Consider the following 21,575-nt stretch of genomic DNA (forward strand, 5'->3'; position numbering starts at 1 on the left):
ATAAAGAAAAAAACAGCCGTTGCATTATCACTAAGCCCACAGATAAAACCAGTCGCCCTTTCAGATAAGAGTGCCCGGATGTTTCTTTAACTTATAATCCCAACCATTTTGTAGGGACATGGACGGCCGAATGTCTGCCACCTCTCGCGATGCCTTGCGTGCAGCGCTGCTCTACCTGGTGCTTTCCGCAGTGTGGCTCCAGTTTAGCGGCTACTTATTGAACAGTTTCTTCGATGACTCCACTGAGTTACTGCGGTGGCAACTGATCAACGGTTACGTGTGGGTCGCGTTTAGTGCCGGGCTGATCTTCGTTGCCCGAGCGCGATTGTTCCGGTGTCTGGGGATCGGCGCCAAGCTGCGCGAGCGTAGCGAAGACCGGGAGCGTTTGCGCCAGGCGGCCGCGGTGTTCGATTGCACCCGTGAAGGCGTGCTGGTCACTGACAGTGAAGGGCTGATCGTCCATGTAAACCGGGCGTTCATGGAAATTACCGGCTACCAGTGCGAGGAAGTGCTGGGGCAGCGGCCGAGCCTGTTCAAGTCCGGCCATCATCCACCGGCGTTCTATCAGGCGATGTTCGCCACGCTGGACAGTACCGGTGAGTGGAGTGGGGAAATCTGGAACCGGCGCAAAAGCGGCGAGATCTACCCGCAGTGGCAGACCATCCGGATCATTCGCGACGATCAGAGGCAGGTCAGCCAATACGTTGCAGTGTTTTCCGACATCAGTGCGATCAAGAACTCGGAGCATCAACTCAAGCACCTGGCCCACCACGATCCGCTGACCACGTTGCCAAACCGGCTGCTATTCACCGACCGCGCCGAGCAGGCCCTGGCGTCGGCGCAACTCCACAAGCGCGGCTGTGCGTTGCTGCTGATCGATCTGGATCACTTCAAGATAATCAACGACAGCCTCGGGCACACGATCGGTGATCAATTGCTCAAAGCGGTGGCCGAGCGTTTGAAAGCCATGTTCGGCCCGGGCATCACGTTGGCCCGTCTGGGCGGTGACGAATTTGCGGTACTCGCCGAAAGCTGTCCGCAGCTGGTGCACGCCGGAGCGCTGGCTCAGCGGATCATCGATGGCCTGCGCGAGCCTCTGCATATCGAAGGGCATCGGCTTTTTATCAACGCCAGTATCGGCATCAGCCTGTTTCCCAGCGATGCCTTGAGCGCCGAGCAATTGTTGCGCAACGCCGATTCGGCACTGTTCAAGGCGAAGAGCGCCGGCCGCGACAGCTACGCCCTGTACACCGAAGAATTGACTGCACATGCCCAGCAACGGGTAGAGATCGGTTTCGAGCTGCGCCGCGCGCTGGAAAAGCAGGAGTTGCGGGTTCATTACCAACCCGTGCATGACATCAAGACCAGCCGCCTGATCGGCGTCGAGGCGCTGGTGCGTTGGCAGCATCCGCAGCGCGGGTTGGTGTCGCCGGCAGAGTTCATCCCCATTGCCGAACGCACCGGGCTGATTGCCGAGATCGATGCCTGGGTCATGCGTCAGGCCTGCCAGCAGATGTGTCAATGGCAAGCCGCCGGTGTGGCGTTGTCATTTGTCGCGGTGAATGTCTCCTCGCGGTTGTTTGCCCGTCGTGAGCTGTATCAACAGGTGGCTCAGGTGCTGCACGAAACCGGGCTGGATCCAGCGTATCTGGAGCTGGAAGTCACCGAAAGCGCGGTGATGGAAGACCCTGAAGTGGCGCTGGAGCAGATGCATCACCTGCGCGAGTTGGGTGTTCGGCTGGCCATCGATGATTTCGGCACCGGTTATTCGTCGCTGCTGCGACTCAAGCGTCTGCCGGTGCAGAAGCTCAAGATCGATCAGGGTTTTGTCGCCGGTTTACCGTGGGACGAAGATGACGCGGCGATCGTGCGAGTGATTATCGCGCTGGCGCAAAGCATGGGGATGCAAGTGCATGCCGAAGGGATCGAGCAGGTCGAGCAGGCGCGTTTCCTGCTCGAACAGGACTGCGATCTGGGGCAGGGCTACTGGTTTGGGCGACCGGTTCCGGCCGAGCTGCTGGGGTGGGCGTACACGCCGGAAATCCGCTAAGCCAGCCTCAGGTTTTTGTGGCGAGGGAGCTTGCTCCCGCTGGATTGCGCAGCAGTCCCAACAGCGAGTGCTTAGCCCTCTAACGGGAGCAAGCTCCCTCGCCACAGGGTTGTGGGCCACTTTCAAAAACGTAAATCCGGCGCAAACCTATGTCCCGACAGATAATTTATTTTGGTTATATAAACATTCTTAAATAGTCTTTTTAAGAATATCCGCACGTCTCTACTATTGCTCTCACGCCGCAAGCAGTGCCGCCACTGCCAGGCAACCTCTCAGTTGAAGGAGCAGCACTATGAGCGCATCCCTACGTAGCGTGGACGGTCAAGACGAAGCAACCATTTTGCGTGAGATCCAGAGCGCATTGCGCGACCTGCGATTCGGCGCCGTGGAAATCACCGTGCACAACGCCCAAGTGGTCCAGATCGAACGCAAAGAGAAATTCCGTTTGCAGAACCCGAGCAACAAACCGAGCTAAAAAACCGGCAACCCGATTCCAGCACTCCATAAAAAAAGCCAACACACCAAGAATTCCAGGAGCTTTCACCATGTCGTCGATTCGTCATTTCGCTTTGGCCGCCCTGGCCAGTGCCCTTTTTGCGGGTTCCGCGGTTGCCAAGGATTACGAGCTGCTCAACGTGTCGTATGACCCGACTCGCGAGCTGTATCAGGATTACAACGCCGAGTTCGTTAACTTCTGGAAAAAAGACCACGCTGGCGACAACGTGAAAATCCAGCAATCCCACGGTGGTTCGGGCAAACAAGGCCGGGCCGTGATCGACGGGCTGCGGGCCGACGTGGTGACCCTGGCCCTGGCCGGTGACATCGACGAAATCGCCAAACTCGGCAAGTCCCTGCCAGCCGACTGGCAGAAGCGTCTTCCCGAGGCGAGCACGCCTTACACCTCGACCATCGTGTTCCTGGTGCGCAAGGGCAACCCTAAAGGCATCAAGGACTGGGGCGATCTGGTCAAGAATGACGTGTCGGTGATCACGCCGAACCCTAAAACTTCCGGCGGTGCGCGGTGGAACTTCCTCGCGGCCTGGGCCTACGGCTTGAAAGCCAACGGCGGTGATGAAGCCAAGGCCAAGGAATACGTGCAGACCCTGTTCAAACACGTTCCGGTTCTGGACACCGGCGCTCGCGGTTCGACCATCACCTTCGTCAACAACGGTCAGGGCGACGTGTTGCTGGCCTGGGAAAACGAAGCCTTCCTGGCGCTGAAAGAAGATGGCGGCGCTGACAAGTTCGAAATCGTCGTGCCTTCGCTGTCGATTCTCGCAGAGCCACCGGTGGCTGTGGTCGACAAAAACGCCGAGAAGAAGGGCAACGAGCAGATTGCCGAAGCTTACCTCAAGCACCTGTACAGCCCGGCGGGCCAGGAAATTGCGGCGAAAAACTTCTATCGTCCACGTGACAAGGATGTGGCCGCCAAGTACGCCAAACAGTTCCCGACACTGGACCTGGTGACCATCGACAAGGACTTCGGCGGCTGGAAATCCGCGCAGCCGAAATTCTTCAACGATGGAGGCGTGTTCGACCAGATCTACCAGGCGCAATAGTTTTAAATAGCCATCAACGAGCCCCGGATTTACATTCGGGGCTTTGCGCGTTCTCAACCAAGGACTTTTATGTCGCGTCGTATCTCCCCCGTCATACCCGGCTTCGGGCTGACGCTGGGCTACACCTTGGTGTACCTCAGCCTGATTGTGCTCATTCCACTGGCGGCGATGTTCGTACATGCCGCTCAACTCACCTGGGATCAGTTCTGGGCGATTATCTCGGCGCCACGGGTGCTGGCGGCGTTGAAGCTGAGCTTCGGCACCGCGCTCTATGCCGCGATCATCAACGGCATCATCGGCACGCTGCTGGCCTGGGTGCTGGTGCGCTATAGCTTCCCTGGTCGCAAGATCATCGACGCAATGATCGATTTGCCCTTCGCTTTGCCTACTGCCGTGGCCGGTATCGCGCTGACTGCGCTGTACGCGCCGAATGGTTGGGTGGGTCAGTTTGCTGCGGACCTGGGTTTCAAGATCGCGTATACCCCCCTCGGTATCACGCTTGCGCTGACGTTCGTAACGCTTCCATTCGTAGTACGTACGGTACAGCCAGTACTGGCCGATATCCCCCGTGAAGTCGAAGAAGCGGCGGCGTGCCTGGGGGCCAAACCCTTGCAGGTTTTCCGTCATATTCTGGTGCCCGCGCTGCTGCCTGCATGGTTGACCGGTTTCGCGCTGGCCTTTGCCCGCGGGGTCGGCGAGTACGGTTCGGTGATTTTCATCGCCGGCAACATGCCGATGAAAACCGAGATTCTGCCGCTGCTGATCATGGTCAAGCTTGACCAGTACGATTACACCGGCGCCACGTCCATCGGCGTACTGATGCTGGTGGTTTCCTTCGTCCTGTTGCTGCTGATCAACTTGCTGCAACGCCGTATTGAAACCCCATAAGGAGGCGCAGAAATGTCCCAATCATCTATTGCTGCTGCTTCCTCGAACGCTGCCCGCCGTGGCAGTGCCAATTCACGGCGAATCCTGATCGGTCTTGGCTGGCTGGTGTTTGCCCTTTTCCTGTTGCTGCCGCTAGTGATCGTGGTGTCCCAGGGTTTGAAGAATGGCCTGGGTTCGTTCTTCACCGCGATCCTTGAACCCGACGCGTTGTCGGCGCTGAAACTCACGGTCATCGCCGTGTTGATTTCGGTCCCGCTGAACCTCGTGTTCGGCGTCAGCGCCGCGTGGTGCGTGAGCAAGTACTCGTTCCGCGGTAAAAGCATTTTGGTGACGCTGATCGACCTGCCGTTTTCGGTATCGCCGGTGATCGCCGGTCTGGTCTACGTGCTGATGTTTGGCGCGCAGGGCCTGTTCGGGCCGTGGTTGCAGGATCACGACATCCAGATCGTCTTCGCCTTGCCGGGCATCGTGCTGGCGACGATCTTCGTCACCGTGCCGTTCGTGGCGCGCGAACTGATCCCGCTGATGCAGGAACAAGGCACCCAGGAAGAAGAGGCCGCGCGCTTGCTCGGGGCCAATGGCTGGCAGATGTTCTGGCACGTCACCGTTCCCAATATCAAATGGGGCCTGATCTACGGCGTGGTGTTGTGTACTGCGCGGGCGATGGGTGAATTCGGTGCGGTGTCGGTGGTTTCCGGGCACATTCGCGGGGTGACCAACACCTTGCCGCTGCACGTCGAGATCCTCTACAACGAATACAACCACGTGGCCGCGTTCGCGGTAGCGAGCCTGTTGCTGATCATGGCGCTCTTCATCCTGCTGCTTAAGCAGTGGAGCGAAAACCGTATTAACCGCCTGCGCGCCAGCGCCGCGGAGGAATAATTCATGTCGATCGAAGTGCGTAACGTCAGCAAGAATTTCAATGCGTTCAAGGCGCTGGACAACATCAGCCTGGACATTCAAAGCGGCGAGCTCGTGGCGCTGCTCGGTCCGTCGGGTTGCGGTAAAACCACGCTGCTGCGGATCATCGCCGGCCTGGAAACCCCGGACAAGGGCAATATCGTGTTCCACGGTGAGGACGTTTCCGGCCATGACGTGCGTGATCGCAACGTCGGTTTCGTGTTCCAGCACTACGCGCTGTTCCGCCACATGACCGTGTTCGACAACGTCGCGTTCGGCCTGCGCATGAAACCGAAAAACCAGCGCCCTAGCGAAAGCCAGATCGCGGTGAAGGTTCATGAACTGCTGAACATGGTGCAACTGGATTGGTTGTCGGATCGCTACCCGGAGCAACTCTCCGGCGGCCAGCGTCAGCGCATCGCGTTGGCCCGTGCCCTGGCGGTTGAGCCGAAAGTCCTGCTGCTCGACGAACCTTTCGGTGCACTCGACGCCAAGGTCCGCAAGGAGCTGCGTCGCTGGTTGGCGCGGTTGCACGAAGACATCAACCTGACCTCGGTATTCGTGACCCACGACCAGGAAGAGGCCATGGAAGTTGCCGACCGTATTGTGGTGATGAACAAGGGTGTGATCGAGCAGATCGGTTCTCCGGGTGATGTCTACGAAAACCCGGCCAGCGATTTCGTTTATCACTTTCTCGGTGATTCGAACCGTCTGCATTTGGGTGAAGACAACCACGTGCTGTTCCGCCCGCACGAAGTGTCGCTGTCGCGGCATGAGCTGGAAGACCATCACGCGGCGGAAGTGCGGGATATCCGTCCGTTAGGCGCGACGACTCGGGTGACGTTGAAGGTCGAAGGCCAGAGCGAGTTGATCGAAGCTGAAGTGGTGAAGGATCACGACAGCCTGATTGGCCTGGCGAAGGGCGAGACATTGTTCTTCAAACCAAAGGTCTGGCAGAAACTCGCCAACATCTAAGATCAAAAGCTTCGCGAGCAAGCTTCGCTCCTACAGGGAATCTATGGCGTACATCGACCCCTGTAGGAGCGAGCGGTGCGGCGATCCGACTTGCCCGCGAAGGCGTCTTATGCCGCAGCGCGATTCGGATTGATCCGCACTCCTCCAACCCGCGCCTCGATCTGCTCTTTAAGATCCCGCCGCAACCCCAGCAAAAACGCCAACTCAACCACCACAAACAACGGCCCGACAATCAACCCCGTCACATCATCGACAAACGCCGGTTTGCGCCCTTCGTAATGATGACCGACAAACTGAATCGCCCACCCCACCACAAACATCCCGATCCCGCTCGCCAGCCACACCAGCGTACTTTGCTGCGCGAGAACCTGACCCGCCCAAACGCACAGCGCCAGCAACAAGGTCATCAGAACGCCGAGCCGCACCTCCAGGCGCAGGTAAAACCACGCCGACGCCAATGCCACCAGCACCGCCGGCGAAACCCAGCCCCCGGCCCATTGCGGCCGCGACAGCAACACCGCCACGGCCACCACAATCAGCGGAATACCGATAAAGTGGCTGGCAATATTGCGCGGGTCACGGTGGTAAGCGGCGTATTGACTGAGATGGTCAACGAGGCTTTTCATTGTTATTCCTCCTGTAGGGTGATTGATCATGCCTCGGGTTCACCTTTCGCTCTGTCAGGCAGGCGACAATCTCCAGGAGTTTTGATGGACATGCAGGTTTGGCGTGCGCGCCTGGAGTCGGGGCAGTGGTTCAGTCATTTGCCTGCTCCCTTACAGGATAGTCTGCTGGCTGCGGCCCGGGTGCGGCGGTTATCGACGGGGCAGCTGTTGTTCAAACGCGGTGATCCGCCGTGCGGGTTGTACGCGGTGCTCGAAGGCTCGGTGCGCATCGGCGCGGTCAGCGAGCAGGGCAAGGAAGCGCTGCTGAGCCTCGTGGAGTCGCCCCATTGGTTCGGCGAAATCTGCCTGTTCGACGGCCAGCCACGTACCCACGATGCCTTCGCCGTGGGTCAGTGCACCCTGCTGCACATCCCTCAGGCGGCGCTGCTGGCATTGCTCGATGAACAACCAGTGTACTGGCGGCAACTGGCGTTGCTGATGAGCCACAAACTGCGCCTGACCTTCATCAGCCTCGAACAGCTGAGCCTGATGCCTGCCCCGGCACGCCTGGCTCATCGCTTGCTGATGATTGCCAAGGGTTACGGCGAATTCGACCCGCCGCGCCGGGTGCTGCAACTGCCCCAGGAGCAATTGGCGTCGATGTTGTCGCTGTCGCGCCAGACCACCAACCAGATCCTCAAGGACTTGCAGGGGCAGGGCATTCTGAATTTGAAGTACGGCGAGATCGAGATTGTCGATGCCGAGCGGTTGCGGGCACTGGCGATTTTTTAAAACACAGCGTTATTGATGGGCTTTGTCCGCGAACGCGCCTAGCCTGTGATGACGACAATCGAGGTGTGCCATGGGTGTGCTGTTAGTAGAAGACGAACCGGAGATCGCCAAACTCCTGGCCAACGGCCTGAAAGAGGCGAGTTATGCGGTCGACGTGGCGCTCAACGGAATGGACGGCCGTCGCTTTATCGAGTCCGGCGAATACGAACTGATCATCCTCGACGTGATGCTGCCGGGGCTCAACGGCTGGCAGTTGCAGCAACAGATCCGCAAGCTCGGTGACACGCCGGTGCTGTTCCTGACGACAAAGGATGGCATCGAAGATCGTCTGCGCGGGTTGGAGCTGCATGACGATGACTACTTACTCAAGCCGTTTACCGTGAGCGAGCTGGTGGCGCGGGTGCGCAAGTTGTTGCGGCGGGATCGAGGGCGGTGATTGCTAGAGTCTGGTCATAAACGAACTGGACTTCGCATCGGAACTGCACTAAATACAATGCATACCCACGATTGGTGGAATTTTGCACGGTATACGATGCAGGTTATCAAATGGAAAACCTTGGTGAACTGATCCGAACATTGCGCAAGGAGAGAAAGCTCTCTCAGCAGGCGCTGGCGCAACAGTACGGTATGAGCCGCTCTACCATTTCGGGTATCGAGAACAACACTATCGCCGAAGTTGGTATCCGTAAGGTTCAGGCGATTCTCAATGGCTTTGGGTTTGAACTCACGGGTGTGGCTCGACGGTCGACACGTCCGACTCTGGATACCCTGAAAACTAAGAGCTTCCATGGTTGAGCCGCAGGACAATGGCAGATTTTAAAATCATGTGTTGCGCGAAGTCTGGTCAAAAAACCGAGGATGTTAGGGTGAGCTGAAAGTCGCCTTCGCGAGCAGGCTCGCTCCCACATGGGATCCTCGGTGTTACCCGATTTTCGTATCCGCTACAGATCCAATGTGGGAGTGAGCCTGCTCGCGATGAGGTCGGTAATCCAGCCTACCTTCCGGATCTGTCACCGCAGCCCATCCCGAAACTGCCCCGGCGTCATCCCGGTCCAGCGTTTGAACGCGCGGCTGAAGCTGCTGGTATCGGCGAACCCCAACAAATAACTGATTTCGCTCAACGAGCATTGCGGGTCGCGCAGGTGCAGCAGCGCCAGGTTCTCGCGGCTTTCATTGAGCAGCGTGTCGAATCGACAGCCTTCGTCCGCCAGATGCCGTTGCAGGCTGCGCAAGCTCAGGTGCAGGGCCTTGGCGATGTGCTCGGCGCCGGGTTCGCCTTCGGGCAGTTGCTCTTCAATGGCGTCGCGGACCTTGCGCTCCCACGTCAGCGGTTTGAGTTGCGCCAGGGTGCGCTTGAGCACCGCTTCGTTGTGTTCGGCCAGTTCCGGGTTGGCGTCGTCCAAATGACTGTCGAAGTCCACGAGCGCAAATTCCAGCCGGTCTTCGTCGGCGGCGAAATACACCGGCGAACGAAAGACTTTGTGCCATTGATGCGGGTCGGCCGGTTCCGGGCGGCGCAGGTACACCGCCAGCGGTGCGTAATCTCGTCCCAGGCGATTGCGGCAGGTGCGCACGTAGATCGCGGCAAACGCGTCGATGGCCTCCAGCGCCGGCGCGGGGTTGCCGGCGGGAATTTTCAGACGGAAACGGTAACGATCTTCGGCGCGGGTCAGTTCCAGTTCCAGCGCATCGCTGACCACTTGGTGATAACGCACGATGCGCTCGAACACTTCGCGCAGACTGCCACTGGCCACCAGCGCATAACCGAGCGCATGAAACGTGGTCGGGCTGACAAAGCGCGACACCCGCAGGCCGATCGCCGGGTCGCCGCTGACCTGCACCGCGATTTCCCACAGGCGCGTGGTGCCCGACAACGGGTAACGGGCGTTCGGGTCGTCCATCAATTGCGGGTCGAGCCCCGCCTGGTGACACAGGGCGGTGCTGTCGAGGCCCAGCGCATCGAGTTGCTTGCGCAGGGCGCGGGTCCAGCTGGCGAGGGAGGTCGGTTCAGTCATGCTGATTGGCGCTTCCGGTCAACAGGTTGGCGTTCACGGCTACCGCGTTGTGAGGGTTCACAAGGCAGGATGCGAACATCAATAACCAGAGGATGGAAGCATGGACGGTACTTCTGCAAGTCCCCAGCGACTGAATGCAGCTCAACGATCATCCCATATTCGCGAAGCGGTGCTGGCCAGAGGGGTCGAACTGCGCAAACGCTACCCGGTTCTCAACCATCAAGACGCGATGGGCGCGGGCATTCTGGCCTTCGCACTGGCTGGAATGATCGGTTCAGCGGCGCTCTACATGACCGGGCACATGGCCTGGTGGGTGTGCCTGTTGCTCAATGCGTTTTTCGCCTCGTTGACCCATGAGCTGGAACACGACCTGATTCATAGCATGTACTTTCGCAAGCAGCGCGTGCCGCACAATCTGATGATGGGCCTGGTGTGGCTGGCGCGGCCGAGCACGATCAATCCGTGGATTCGTCGGCATCTGCACCTCAATCACCACAAGGTGTCCGGTACGGAAGCCGACATGGAAGAACGCGCGATCACCAACGGCGAGCCTTGGGGTTTTGCGCGGCTGTTGATGGTCGGCGATAACGTGATGTCAGCGTTCATTCGCATGCTGCGGGCCAAGACCTGGACTCATAAGATCAGCATCATCAAACGCGCACTGAAGGTCTACGCGCCGCTGGCGTTGGTGCATTGGGGGGCGTGGTATGTGTTCCTCGGTTTCCATGCGGCGAATGGTGTCGCCTATCTGCTGGGTGCACCGATCGAATGGTCGGCGACCACGCTGTCGGTGATTCAGGTAATCGATATCGCGGTCGTGGTGATCATCGGCCCGAACGTGTTGCGCACGTTTTGCCTGCACTTTGTCAGCTCCAACATGCACTACTACGGTGACGTGGAGCCGGGGAATGTGATTCAGCAAACCCAGGTGCTGAACCCTTGGTGGATGTGGCCGATGCAGGCGTTCTGCTTCAACTTCGGCAGCAGCCACGGGATTCATCATTTTGTGGTGAAGGAACCGTTTTACATCCGCCAGATGACCGTGCCGGTGGCGCATGAAGTGATGCGCGAGATGGGCGTGCGGTTTAATGATTTCGGGACGTTTGGGCGGGCGAACCGGTTTGTGCGTGAGGAAGAAGTCCGCGGGCAGACCGTGGAGAGTGTGCGCGTCTGAAGGCCTCTTCGCGGGCAAGTCGGACCGCCGCACCGCTCGCTCCTACAGGTTTCCGTCAATTGTGGCGTTGACCTGTAGGAGCGAGCGGTGCGGCGGTCCGACTTGCCCGCGAAGGCGGCAGTCCAGGCGACATCAATCCGGCTGAAACGGCGACTCACTGAGAATCACCCCGGTCTCCTTCACATACTGTTGCCAGTGCTCGATCAGGGTGCTCAGCTTCTCTGGCTGAAGCAGCGCCAAATCATGAATCTCCCCCGGATCACTCCCCAAATCATAAAGCTGCCAGGTCGCCGGCCCCACCGGCCCGGGAATGTAGACCGCCTTCCATTGCCCCTGGCGAATCGCCCGCCGGCCAAACAACTCCCACCCGGTCACCGTGTGCTCGTCATGCACCTGCGCCGTTTCGCCCGCCAGAAACCCCAGCCACGATTTCCCGCGCAACTCGGCCACTTCCTTGCCACGCCATTGCTTGCCCGGATGCCGCACGCCGGCAAGGTCGAGAATGGTCGGCGTGATGTCCATTACCGTGCCAAACCCGTGGCTGATCTGCCCCTTGAGCGACAACTGCGGGTAATGCACCAGCGCCGGCACCCGAATCCCGCCTTCGGTGGTGAACGCCTTGAACAACCGCGACGGCGCGGTCGCCGTCTGGGCCCAGTTCGGCCCATACCAGACGTAAGAGTTGGCGCGACCGATATTGTCGAGGCTGTTGTCGTAATGCTGATTCAAATATGTCAGCAGCTCCGGACCGAATTTCGGAAACGCCTCCAGCAACGCGCCTTCGGCACCGTTATCGGACATGAACAGGATGAAGGTGTTGTCCAGTTGCCCCTGGTTGCGCAAGTAATCGACAACGCGACCGATGTTCCAGTCCATGCGCTCGACCATCGCCGCGTAAACCTCCATGGCTCGCGCGGATATCTGTCGTTGCTCATCGCTCAACGCCGCCCACTGCGCGCTGAGCTGGATCAGCGGATGAGGTTCCACATCGGCATCGATCAGCCCCAGGGATTTGAGCTTTTCCAGACGCTCAAGCCGCAGCACCTCGGGACCGGCGTCATACCGGCCGCGGTATTTCTCGACGACGTCGGCCGGTGCCTGCAACGGCCAGTGTGGCGCTGAAAACGGTAGATAGGCGAAGAATGGCCGGGTCTGATCGCGCTCCTTGAGGTACTGCAGCAGCTTGTCGCCGAAGGCATCGGAGGAATAGAAATCCTTCGGCAGCTCGTCGACGAATTGGTCATCCTCGATGTACAGCGCCGGGGTCGATTTCAGCAGTCGGGGTGTCTGCTCGTCGTAGATAGGCTCGAAACCGTAATGGTTGGCTGCGCCGGGCAGCAATGAAAATGAACGCTCGAATCCCCGGGCGTGAGGCGCCAGTTCAGCGGTCAGGCCCAGGTGCCATTTACCGCTCATCAACGTCTGGTAACCGGCCTCACGCAGCAGCTCGGGCAACGCCACCACCCGGTCATTCAGATAGCCTTCGTATCCCGGTTTGCCGATCAGGTCCGGGGTGAGCGCTTCGGCCATGGTGCCGATGCCGGCGATGTGGTGGTCGGTGCCGGTGAGCAGCATCGAGCGGGTCGGCGAGCAGGTGGGCGCGGTATGAAAGTCGGTCAGGCGCAGGCCATTGTTGGCCAGGGCATCGAGGTTCGGCGTGGCGATTTCGCCGCCGAACGCGCCGATATCGGAAAAGCCCAGGTCATCGGCCAGGATCACCAGAAAGTTGGGACGTTGCGGCATCAAAAATCTCCTGTTCAGCAGGCAATGAAGGACAGCGGCAGGTCACTGATCTGCACCGGCACGGTCGGTTGGTAATGGTCGTCACTGGTGAGCTCGTGAAGCAGTTCTTCGCGCAGCAGGTGGAAGTCGAAACTGCTGCGCTGGCGCGGATGTGGCAGGGCAATGTCGACCACTTGCTTGATCCGTCCGGGACGCGGCTCCATCACCACCACGCGGTCGGCGAGGAAGATCGCTTCCTCGACATCGTGGGTGACCAGAATCGTGGTGATTTTTGCCCGCGCGCGGATCGCCAACAGCTCGTCCTGCATCTGCTGGCGGGTCAGCGCATCAAGGGCGCCGAAGGGCTCGTCAAGCAACAGAATCCGTGGGCTGGCCACCAGGCCTCGGGCGATTGCCACGCGCTGCGCCATGCCGCCGGAGAGTTGATGCGGATAGGCCCGAGTAAAATCGGTGAGGCCTACCAACTCGATGAAGTCGCCGATGCGTTTGTGTTTTTGCTCGGCACTCAGCGGCTCGTTGACCAGGCCAAGGCCGATGTTTTCTTCGACCGTCAGCCACGGAAACAAGCGGTGTTCCTGAAAGACAATGCCGCGCTCGCCGCCAATACCGGTGACGGCTTTGCCGTCGACGCTGATCTGTCCGCGAAACTGCGTGTCGAGGCCGACCAGCAGCCGCAGCAAAGTGGATTTGCCACAGCCGCTGGAACCGACAATGGCGACAAATTCGCCCTCGGCGATCTCCAGGTTGAATTCGCGAATCGCCTCCAGCTCAAAGCCGTCGACGTCGAAGGATTTGCCCACGTGATTGAAGCTGACAATCGGTGCGTTCATGCGTGTCTCCAGCGGGTGGCGCGGATTTCCAGGCGTTGGCCAATGAGGTTGAGCAGGGCGCCGGTCAGGCCGACCAGCAGCATGCCGGCCATGATCAAGTCCATGCGCAGCAGTTGTTGGGCGCCGATCATCTGGCTGCCGATGCCGCCGTTGGACGGCATGAAATACTCGGCACCGATGGTGCCGAGCCAGGCGTAAATCAGGCTCAGCCGCAGGCCGGCGAAAATCCCCGGTGCGGCGCCCGGCAGAACCAATCGACGCAGGCGTTGACCGAGGTTCAGGCGCAACACCTGGGCGGCTTCATTGAGTTGCGGCGAGAGGTTGGCGACGCTGCGTTGGGTGGCGATGAACAGCGGGAAGAACGCGGCGAGGGCGACGAATACCCACTTGGCCAACTCTCCAAGGCCGAACCATGCGGTCAGCAGTGGCACCCAGGCGAAAATTGCGATCTGACGGATCGAGGCGAGGGTCGGCCCCAGTACGCGTTCGCTGGTGCGCGACAGTCCGAGTAACAAACCCAAGGCAAACCCGAGGCCGCCACCCAGCAAAAGACCGCCGAGGGTGCGTCCCAGACTCAGGGCCATCCCGCTGATCAGCGTGCCGTCGAGCAGGCCATTGCAGGTGGTATCGAGGACCGCCAACGGACTGACCAGGATGTTCGCGTCGACCCACTGTTGATCCGTCGTCAATTGCCACAACGCCAATAACGCCAACGGCAGCAACCAGGGTTGCAGACGTTGCCATCCTTGATAGCGCGGGCCACGACGGATTTCAGCCGTGGCCGGGTGCGGCCAGTGCACCAGTTTTTTATCCAGCAAGCCGATGCCGCGGTCCATGGCCACACCGATCAAACCGATCACCACGATGCAGACAAACACGATGTCGAGCATGAACAACTGCCGGGCCCAGACCATCAGGTAGCCGATGCCTTCGCTGGAGGCGAGCAGTTCGACCGCCAGCAACGAAGTCCAACCGGCGGCCAATGCGAGGCGTACGCCCGCCATGAACGCCGGCAGCGCAGCGGGCAGCACCAGACGCCGGATCAGCAGGCGTGGTGGCAGGCGCAAGACCGCAGCGGCTTCACGCAGTTTGGGTTGTGCATCACGCACGCCGACTAAAGTGTGCAGCGTCACCGGCACCACGATGGCCTTGATCAACACCACTAGCTTCAGCACTTCGCCGATGCCGAAAAACACCATGAACAGCGGAATCCACGCCAGAGTCGGAACCTGCGCCAGCCCGGCGAATGTCGGGAACACCAGACGTTCGAGATGTCGATTGAAACCCAATGCCGCGCCCAATACTGCACCGGCGCTGATCCCGGCCAGCAGGCCCAGGAACAAGCGTTGCAGGCTGATCCACAAGTGGCTCCACAACTCGCCCTGGGACAACTCCACCGCGCTGCTCCAGACCAATGACGGCGCCGGCAGGATCTGCTCGCTCATCCAGTGGTTGCGGCTGGCCAGCCACCACAATGCAAACAAACTGATCGGCAACAACCACGGCAACAGTCGTTGGCTCAGGCTCGGCCAAAGGCGCCGGCCGTAGAGCGGCGGCGCGGCCAGCGGCAGGGAGAGAAGGGAAACACGGGCCATGGATGACCTCCTGTCTTGACCTGTAGGAGCGAGGCTTGCCCGCGAAGGCGATTTCATGGCCAACATCTACGTTGGATTTGATGGCCTCTTCGCGGGCAAGCCTCGCTCCTACAGGGTTTGAGGTGTATGCAAAATCGATCTATAAAAATTTAAATCAATGCTATTGAGCGATAAGCCAAGCCATTTAAGGCCTACAGCCCACACGCATCCAATGCATTCGAAGAATATTTTCGATGCTGGTTATGCATACCCCGCCGCGGCCCGCGTCTTCGCTGGCTTATCTCCAAAAGATATAAAAATGTGAATTTATAGTATTTAAGTGCTGGTCCGGATTAGGCCTACTTTCAGCTCCTCAACGCCCGTCGCCCTCAAGGAGCTGCACTCATGAATTTCCCGTTCAAACGTGTCATCAACCTGTTCACCGCACCGGCTCTGGCGGGCTTGCTGGCCTTTACCGTCAACGCCGCCGAACTCAAGGAAATCAGGATCGCCGTGCCGGACCTCAGCGCGGGTACCCAGCACAGCGGCGGCGGTGTCGTGGACGTGTTGCGCGACCAGCAGATCTTCGAAAAAGCCTTCGCCGAGCAGGGCATCAAGATCCAGTGGAGTTTCTTCAAGGGCGCAGGGCCGGTGATCAACGAAGCCTTTGCCAACGGGCAGGTCGACCTGGCCTACCTGGGTGATCTCGCTGCAATCATTGGCAAGTCAAACGGCCTCGACACACGACTGCTCAGCGCCACCGCACGCGGCGTGAAGCAGTATCTGGGCGTGGTGCCGGGTTCGGGGATCAAGACGCTGCAAGACCTCAAAGGCAAACGCGTGGCGATCTTTCGCGGAACCGCGACGCAGTTGTCCTTCGATGCGGCGTTGGCCAGCCAGGGTCTGAGCGAGAAGGACGTGAAGGTCATCAACCTCGACTTCAACGGCGCCGTTGCGGCACTGGCGGCCAAGCAGATCGACGCGTCCTGGGGCAGTTCCGGGTTGACCGCGTTGCAGGCGAAAGGGTTGGCCGAATTGCCGCTGAACACCAAGGACCTGGGCGGCGCGGGCAGTGTTCAGGCTGTGTTGGTGGGGACTGGAAAGTTCGTCGATGAAAATCCTGAGGTAGTCGCGAAATTACTGAAAGCGCAGCAGCAGGCGGTAACGTGGCTGACTCAGGACAGCAACAAGGACGCGTACATTCAGTTGGTGTCGGGGCTGGCGAATTACCCGGCGGTGATCCTGACGCAGGATCTGAGCGACCAGAAGTTGAGCGAAGTTTTCCCGTCGACGCTTGATCCGGTGTTCCTGGGCAAGTTGCAGGATGCGGTGGACCTGGCTTCGCAGCAGAAGCTGATTCGCAAGCCGTTCAAGGTGAGTGATTGGGTGGCGCCTGAATTGGCTGCGGCAAAGCTCTGAATCTTTAGCGTCTAAGCGGGCCTCTTCGCGGGCAAGCCTCGCTCCTACAGTGATCGCGGATGATCTGTAGGAGCGAGGCTTGCCCGCGAAGAGGTCCTAAACGGCGACGCTAATTTGCTGCTTATCCACCGCCACCAATGTTTCAATCATCGCCCTCGCCGCCGGCGACAACCGAAACCCCGTACGACTCACAATCCCGCACCGCGCATTCATGCTCTCAATGTTCTGCGGCAAATTGCGCCAGTGCAGCAACACCAGTGAGCCCTGGGCAATGTCCTCGACAAACGCCTCCTCGGTCCCCACGCCAATCGCATTCGATTGCAGCACGATCTTCACCAGCGCCGGAAAATGCTCGGTTTCAATGGTCGGGGAAAAATCCATCCGCCCACTGAGGTTTGCCAGCAATTTACGAATACCCGGCGGGATCAGCGTGGTCGCCAGCGGGTAGTCGAACATGTCGTTGGTCGACAGGCTTTCCTTGGCCAGCAACGGATGCCCCGGCCGGCAGAAAAACACCCCGCGCTTGGGTGTCAGCGCCTGGGTCTGGAAGTTCGGATCGGCCTCGAAATGGCGGATGTCGGCGATGAAGAACTCGATCTCTTCACGGCTCAGGGCGCGGCTGAGTTTTTCCCAGTTATCCACCTGAAAACAGGTGCGCACTTTCGGGTGCGCATTGATGAATTGCGCCACCGCGTCCGGCACCAGTTTCACCGCCGGTGCCGGGCCGCAACCAAAGCGCAGTTCACCGGCGTCGAGCTTGGTCATCTGCGTCACTTCAGCGTTGAGCAGCGCCGCACCCTGCACCAGCGTCAGGGCATGTTGCAGCACCACCTGGCCTTCGGGCGTGGGGCGAAGATCCTTATTGCCGCGGTCCACCAGCACGCAGCCGAACTCTTGTTCAAGCCCTTGGATACTGCGGCTGAACGCCGGTTGAGTGATGCCCATGGCGTCGGCCGCGCGGACAAAACTCCGGTGTTCGTTGAGGGCGATGAAGTAGCGCAGCTGACGAAGATCCATATGCTTTTCCTGCATCCTAAAAATAGCTCGAAGGCATTTGCGACGAGGGTTGCTTGAGGTTTTAAATGCAAGCTCTTATTCCGTCAACGAAGCATGTGAATATCTATTAGACCTAAATTGAATATAGATAGAGCGTTGTTTCGCTGCCGTTCAACCGTCAGCAGTCAGATCGAGGGTCTACCCATGAGCAATGCCGCTTTAGCTGTAAAACCCGCTGTTCACGCGCTTGAAATCCATCCGGTGGCCGGTCGGATCGGCGCCGAGATTCGTGGCGTGCACCTCTCCGGTGAGCTGGACGCCAGCACCGTCGAAGCCATTCAACAAGCGCTGGTGCAGTACAAAGTGATCTTCTTCCGCGAGCAGACCCAGCTCGACGATCAGCGCCAGGAGGCCTTCGCTCACTTGCTCGGCGAGCCGGTGGCGCACCCGACAGTGCCGGTGCGTGACGGCACCCGTTACCTGCTGGAACTGGACGGCGCTGAAGGTCAGCGCGCCAACTCCTGGCACACCGACGTAACCTTCGTCGAGGCCTACCCGAAAGCCTCGATCCTGCGCTCGGTCGTGGCGCCGGCCTTCGGCGGCGACACGGTCTGGGCCAACACCGCGACCGCGTACAACGAGCTGGCGCCTGAGCTGCGCGAATTGGCGGACAAACTCGTGGCGGTTCACAGCAACGAATATGACTATGCCGGCGCCAAGCCTGACGTGTCGGCGGAGAAGCTGGAGCGTTACCGCAAGATCTTCACCTCGACCGTTTACGAAACCGAGCACCCGGTGGTTCGTGTGCACCCGATCAGCGGCGAGAAGAGCTTGCTGCTGGGGCATTTCGTCAAACGCATCAAGGGTTACTCCCAGGCAGATTCGGCGCACTTGTTCGGGTTGCTGCAGAGCCATGTCACGCGGTTGGAAAACACCGTGCGCTGGCGCTGGAAGGCCGGTGATGTGGCGATCTGGGACAACCGTTCGACCCAGCATTATGCGGTGGATGATTACGGGATTCAGGATCGCGTGGTGCGGCGGGTGACGTTGAAGGGTGAGGTGCCGGTGGGGGTGGCGGGGCAACGGAGTCAGACGATCAAGGGAGCTGAGATCGTCGGTGTCTGATCCGGCCTCTTCGCGGGCAAGCCTCGCTCCTACAAGGTCAGTGTCGTTCCCAATATTCCGAACGACACTGACCTTGTAGGAGCGAGGCTTGCCCGCGATGCTTTTTCACCACACGCCGATCTGGACCATTTTCTCGGTCTGCGGTTCGCCATACCGAAACCGCTGCCCGCGCAAATCAATCTCCTGATGACTGATCGTCGTCCTGCGCTTCAACCCGCGTACCCACTCGAACAAATACCCCGCATGTTCCTCGCGCACCGACGCATATACCGGATCAGCCCCCAAATCCCGCAACTCCTGCGGATCATTCAGCAGATCAAACAGCTGCGGTCGAAAGCCGTCATACGCCAGGTATTTCCAGCGCTCGCTGCGGACCATGGTCATGCGGCATCGGTCGATCGGCTGTCCCAGTCGCTCCCGCGCCGGGGCCTGGAATGCGTAGTCGTATTCGCTGATCGCATAGCGGCGCCAGTCGGTTTCAACACCGTGTAGCAGGGGGATCAGTGAGCGGCCCTCAAGTCGATGCTCGGCGCTTGGCAGTCCGAGCGCTTCAAGAAACGTCGGCAACGCATCAATGGTTTCCACCAGTCGATCATCCACCGAACCCCGCGTGATATTCGCTTCCACACGAGGATCGCGAACGATCAACGGAACGCCCACCGCCGGCTCCAGCAGAAACTCTTTCTCTCCCAGGTAATGGTCGCCGAGAAAGTCGCCGTGATCGCTGGTAAAAACAATCAACGTGTCGTCCCAACGACCGCTGCTCTCAAGAAAATCGAACAACCGCCCAAGCTGATCGTCGACCTGTTTGATCAGGCCCATATAAGTCGGGATCACATTCAACCGCACCTCGTCCCGGGAAAAGTTCAGGCTCTCCTCATGCTGACGAAACGCGTTGTACACCGGGTGATCGCTTTCTTCGCCAAGCGCTGCGCGGATGGGTGCAACGACGTGCGAAGCACCATACAACGCGTGATACGGCGCCGGGGCGATGTAGGGCCAGTGGGGTTTGATGTACGACAGGTGCAGGCACCACGGTTGTTCGCCTTGCTCGGCAATAAAGTCGATGGCGCGGTCGGTGGTGCAGACGGTTTCTGAGTGCTGTTCCGGGACGCGGGCCGGCAAATGAGCATTGCGCATGTGCCAGCCACTGAGGATTTCGCCTTGTTCACCTTCCGCAGCATTGGCCCAGTCGTGCCATGGGTTGCGGCCTTCGAAACCCAGGTCGCGCAGGTAATGGGTGTAAGGCGCGGACTCGCGTTTGTCGTCGAACAGCGGGTCATCGGGGAAGATTCCGTCATGGCGAAAGTACGCTTCGAATCCGACTTCGTTGAGTGCTTCGGCCTGCTCGCCGAGCCGGTCGATGGCCAGTCGTTGCAAGGCATCCAGATTGGGCGTGGCGTGGGTCTTGCCGACCAGCGCGGTGCGAATACCGTGAGGCCGGAGGTAATCGCCCAGGGTCAATTCTTCCAGCGGCAAGGGCACGGCGTTCCATGCCACCTGGTGACTGCTGACATAACGCCCGGTGTAGGCCGACATCCGCGACGGCCCGCAGATCGTGCCTTGGGTGTAGGCGCGACTGAAACGCACGCCGGCAGCGGCCAGCCGATCGATGTTCGGCGTGTGCAGATGGGGGTGGCTGTAGCAGGACAGGTAATCGCGGCGCAGTTGATCGCACATGATGTACAGCACGTTGCGCACGGGTTTTGGAGGGTTGGGCACGGGGTTCACCGATCAGAAGACAGATGAGGGTTTTCGCTGGTGAGGTGGGGGTGGGGCAAGTGCATTTGGGGAATGGTTTTTATGCAGAAGATGCATCATCGCCTGGACCGACGCCTTCGCGGGCAAGCCTCGCTCCTACAGTTGATCTTCAGTGTTCACCAATCCCCTGTAGGAGCGAGGCTTGCCCGCGAAGAGGCCCGATCAGACAGCGAGATTGTCCAGCGAACACACCTCTTCATCCTGCGCATCAACCTCCTTGACCTGCGCAATCATCGCCTCGGCCAAGGGCGATAACCGATACCCCGCCCGACTGACAATCCCATAGCGGGTGTACATCTCCTCCAGATCATCCGCCAACCCATCAATCTTCAAACACACCAACTCACCCTTGGCGTTGTGCAACGCATCCGAATAGGCCCCGACAATGCCGATCGCATCCGAACGCATCACCACACTCAACAAACTGGAGCTGTTCTCACACTCCACATTCGGCGTGAAATCCGGCCGGCCGCTCAAGTCGACGATGACTTTGCGCAGGTTCGGTGGGCGGATGGTCACCGCCATCGGATAGCTCATCAATTCCTGCGCGCTGACGCTCTCGCGACCGGCCAACGGATGCCCCGCACGGCAGCAGAAGTGCCATTTACGCGGGCGCAAACGCTGGGTCAGGTAATCCGGATCCGCCTCGAAATAGCGGGTGTCGGCGACGAAGAATTCGAACTCCTCACTCAGCAGGCGTTTGCTCAGGCTCTGCCAGTCATCCACCTGAAACTGCACCCGCGCTTTCGGGTAGCGACCGATGAAGCTGCCGATCGCTCGCGGGATCAATCCCGCCGCTGGTGCCGGCCCGCAACCGAAACGCAACTCGCCCGCTTCCAGGCCATTGAACTGGCTGATCTCGTTGGCCATCTGCTGCGCGCCGCTGACCAGCCGCCGCGCATGCTCCAACAGCATCTGCCCCTGTTTGGTCGGCGCCAGGTCCTTGCGTCCGCGATCCACCAACTGACACCCGACGCTGTGCTCCAGCGCCTGAATGCTGCGGCTGAACGCCGATTGCGACAGGTTCACCGCCATGGCGCCCGCGACAAAGCTGCGCTGCTCGGCGAGGGCGATGAAGTGGCGGAGCTGACGCAAATCGATATGCATTTTTCACATAAAAAATATCGGGGAAATGCATTGGATATGCATTAGGTCGACTCCTTATAAAG

20 protein-coding genes are annotated in these 21,575 nt (G+C 59.6%); 12 read left to right on the forward strand and 8 right to left on the reverse strand.

The window, feature by feature from the left end:
• Positions 1-130: 130 nt before the first annotated feature.
• The 6 genes from dibA to ACYZTY_RS29650 all read left to right on the forward strand — a co-directional run bounded on the left by dibA (position 131) and on the right by ACYZTY_RS29650 (position 6,372).
• Positions 131-2,050 carry a phosphodiesterase DibA gene (dibA, locus tag ACYZTY_RS29625; RefSeq protein ID WP_461956576.1) on the forward strand — a complete coding sequence of 640 codons (1,920 nt, stop codon included), beginning with the start codon at positions 131-133 and terminating at the stop codon, positions 2,048-2,050.
• A 292-nt stretch (positions 2,051-2,342) separates the two neighbouring features.
• Positions 2,343-2,525 carry a sulfur starvation response protein OscA gene (oscA, locus tag ACYZTY_RS29630; RefSeq protein ID WP_007945260.1) on the forward strand — a complete coding sequence of 61 codons (183 nt, stop codon included), beginning with the start codon at positions 2,343-2,345 and terminating at the stop codon, positions 2,523-2,525.
• 70 nt (positions 2,526-2,595) lie between these two features.
• Entirely contained in the window at positions 2,596-3,609 is a 1,014-nt protein-coding gene (locus tag ACYZTY_RS29635) for a sulfate ABC transporter substrate-binding protein (protein ID WP_461956577.1), read from the forward strand.
• 69 nt (positions 3,610-3,678) lie between these two features.
• Entirely contained in the window at positions 3,679-4,497 is an 819-nt protein-coding gene (gene cysT / locus ACYZTY_RS29640) for a sulfate ABC transporter permease subunit CysT (protein ID WP_131060524.1), read from the forward strand.
• A 12-nt stretch (positions 4,498-4,509) separates the two neighbouring features.
• Positions 4,510-5,379 (forward strand): sulfate ABC transporter permease subunit CysW, encoded by an 870-nt coding sequence (gene cysW, locus ACYZTY_RS29645; protein WP_131060525.1) that lies wholly within the window; start codon positions 4,510-4,512, stop codon positions 5,377-5,379.
• A 3-nt stretch (positions 5,380-5,382) separates the two neighbouring features.
• On the forward strand, positions 5,383-6,372 hold the full coding sequence (locus tag ACYZTY_RS29650; protein WP_131060526.1) for a sulfate/molybdate ABC transporter ATP-binding protein: 990 nt from the start codon (positions 5,383-5,385) through the stop codon (positions 6,370-6,372).
• Between the two features lie 107 nt (positions 6,373-6,479).
• Here the strand turns inward: ACYZTY_RS29650 and ACYZTY_RS29655 are convergent, their stop codons facing one another.
• The gene (locus ACYZTY_RS29655) at positions 6,480-6,998 is read right to left on the reverse strand and encodes an Mpo1 family 2-hydroxy fatty acid dioxygenase (protein WP_131060527.1); all 519 of its coding nucleotides are present in this window, start codon (positions 6,996-6,998) and stop codon (positions 6,480-6,482) included.
• An 84-nt stretch (positions 6,999-7,082) separates the two neighbouring features.
• Here ACYZTY_RS29655 and ACYZTY_RS29660 point away from each other — a divergent pair, with 84 nt between their 5' ends.
• The 3 genes from ACYZTY_RS29660 to ACYZTY_RS29670 all read left to right on the forward strand — a co-directional run bounded on the left by ACYZTY_RS29660 (position 7,083) and on the right by ACYZTY_RS29670 (position 8,564).
• Positions 7,083-7,769: a Crp/Fnr family transcriptional regulator gene (locus tag ACYZTY_RS29660; protein ID WP_461956578.1), complete on the forward strand. Its 687-nt coding sequence runs from the start codon at positions 7,083-7,085 to the stop codon at positions 7,767-7,769.
• 70 nt (positions 7,770-7,839) lie between these two features.
• Positions 7,840-8,205, forward strand: coding sequence for a response regulator (locus ACYZTY_RS29665; protein ID WP_461956579.1), 366 nt, complete (start codon positions 7,840-7,842; stop codon positions 8,203-8,205).
• Between the two features lie 110 nt (positions 8,206-8,315).
• Entirely contained in the window at positions 8,316-8,564 is a 249-nt protein-coding gene (locus ACYZTY_RS29670) for a helix-turn-helix domain-containing protein (protein ID WP_461956580.1), read from the forward strand.
• Between the two features lie 215 nt (positions 8,565-8,779).
• On the opposite strand, the gene ACYZTY_RS29675 is transcribed toward ACYZTY_RS29670, so the two are convergent.
• Entirely contained in the window at positions 8,780-9,784 is a 1,005-nt protein-coding gene (locus tag ACYZTY_RS29675) for an AraC family transcriptional regulator (protein WP_461956581.1), read from the reverse strand.
• Between the two features lie 100 nt (positions 9,785-9,884).
• Here ACYZTY_RS29675 and ACYZTY_RS29680 point away from each other — a divergent pair, with 100 nt between their 5' ends.
• Positions 9,885-10,958: a fatty acid desaturase gene (locus ACYZTY_RS29680; protein WP_461956582.1), complete on the forward strand. Its 1,074-nt coding sequence runs from the start codon at positions 9,885-9,887 to the stop codon at positions 10,956-10,958.
• Between the two features lie 132 nt (positions 10,959-11,090).
• On the opposite strand, the gene ACYZTY_RS29685 is transcribed toward ACYZTY_RS29680, so the two are convergent.
• The 3 genes from ACYZTY_RS29685 to ACYZTY_RS29695 are packed head-to-tail and all read right to left on the reverse strand — an operon-like array spanning position 11,091 to position 15,126.
• The gene (locus ACYZTY_RS29685) at positions 11,091-12,701 is read right to left on the reverse strand and encodes an arylsulfatase (protein ID WP_461956583.1); all 1,611 of its coding nucleotides are present in this window, start codon (positions 12,699-12,701) and stop codon (positions 11,091-11,093) included.
• A gap of 14 nt (positions 12,702-12,715) precedes the next feature.
• Positions 12,716-13,531 carry an ABC transporter ATP-binding protein gene (locus ACYZTY_RS29690; RefSeq protein WP_461956584.1) on the reverse strand — a complete coding sequence of 272 codons (816 nt, stop codon included), beginning with the start codon at positions 13,529-13,531 and terminating at the stop codon, positions 12,716-12,718.
• Positions 13,528-15,126 carry an ABC transporter permease gene (locus ACYZTY_RS29695; RefSeq protein ID WP_461956585.1) on the reverse strand — a complete coding sequence of 533 codons (1,599 nt, stop codon included), beginning with the start codon at positions 15,124-15,126 and terminating at the stop codon, positions 13,528-13,530. The genes ACYZTY_RS29690 and ACYZTY_RS29695 overlap by 4 nt, the downstream gene beginning before the upstream one ends.
• Before the next feature lie 384 nt (positions 15,127-15,510).
• Between ACYZTY_RS29695 and ACYZTY_RS29700 the strand changes: the two genes are divergently transcribed.
• A complete protein-coding gene (locus ACYZTY_RS29700) occupies positions 15,511-16,524 on the forward strand; it encodes an ABC transporter substrate-binding protein (protein WP_461956586.1) in 1,014 nt (337 codons plus the stop codon).
• 96 nt (positions 16,525-16,620) lie between these two features.
• On the opposite strand, the gene ACYZTY_RS29705 is transcribed toward ACYZTY_RS29700, so the two are convergent.
• Positions 16,621-17,541 carry a LysR family transcriptional regulator gene (locus ACYZTY_RS29705; RefSeq protein ID WP_461956587.1) on the reverse strand — a complete coding sequence of 307 codons (921 nt, stop codon included), beginning with the start codon at positions 17,539-17,541 and terminating at the stop codon, positions 16,621-16,623.
• 183 nt (positions 17,542-17,724) lie between these two features.
• On the opposite strand from ACYZTY_RS29705, the gene ACYZTY_RS29710 reads away from it, so the two are divergent.
• A complete protein-coding gene (locus ACYZTY_RS29710) occupies positions 17,725-18,645 on the forward strand; it encodes a TauD/TfdA dioxygenase family protein (protein ID WP_461956588.1) in 921 nt (306 codons plus the stop codon).
• A 105-nt stretch (positions 18,646-18,750) separates the two neighbouring features.
• On the opposite strand, the gene ACYZTY_RS29715 is transcribed toward ACYZTY_RS29710, so the two are convergent.
• On the reverse strand, positions 18,751-20,325 hold the full coding sequence (locus tag ACYZTY_RS29715) for an alkaline phosphatase family protein (protein ID WP_461959413.1): 1,575 nt from the start codon (positions 20,323-20,325) through the stop codon (positions 18,751-18,753).
• A gap of 243 nt (positions 20,326-20,568) precedes the next feature.
• Complete coding sequence (locus tag ACYZTY_RS29720) at positions 20,569-21,513, reverse strand: LysR family transcriptional regulator (protein WP_461956589.1); 945 nt, start codon at positions 21,511-21,513, stop codon at positions 20,569-20,571.
• Positions 21,514-21,575 lie beyond the last annotated feature (62 nt).

The organism is Pseudomonas sp. LB1P83 (genome assembly GCF_054897885.1).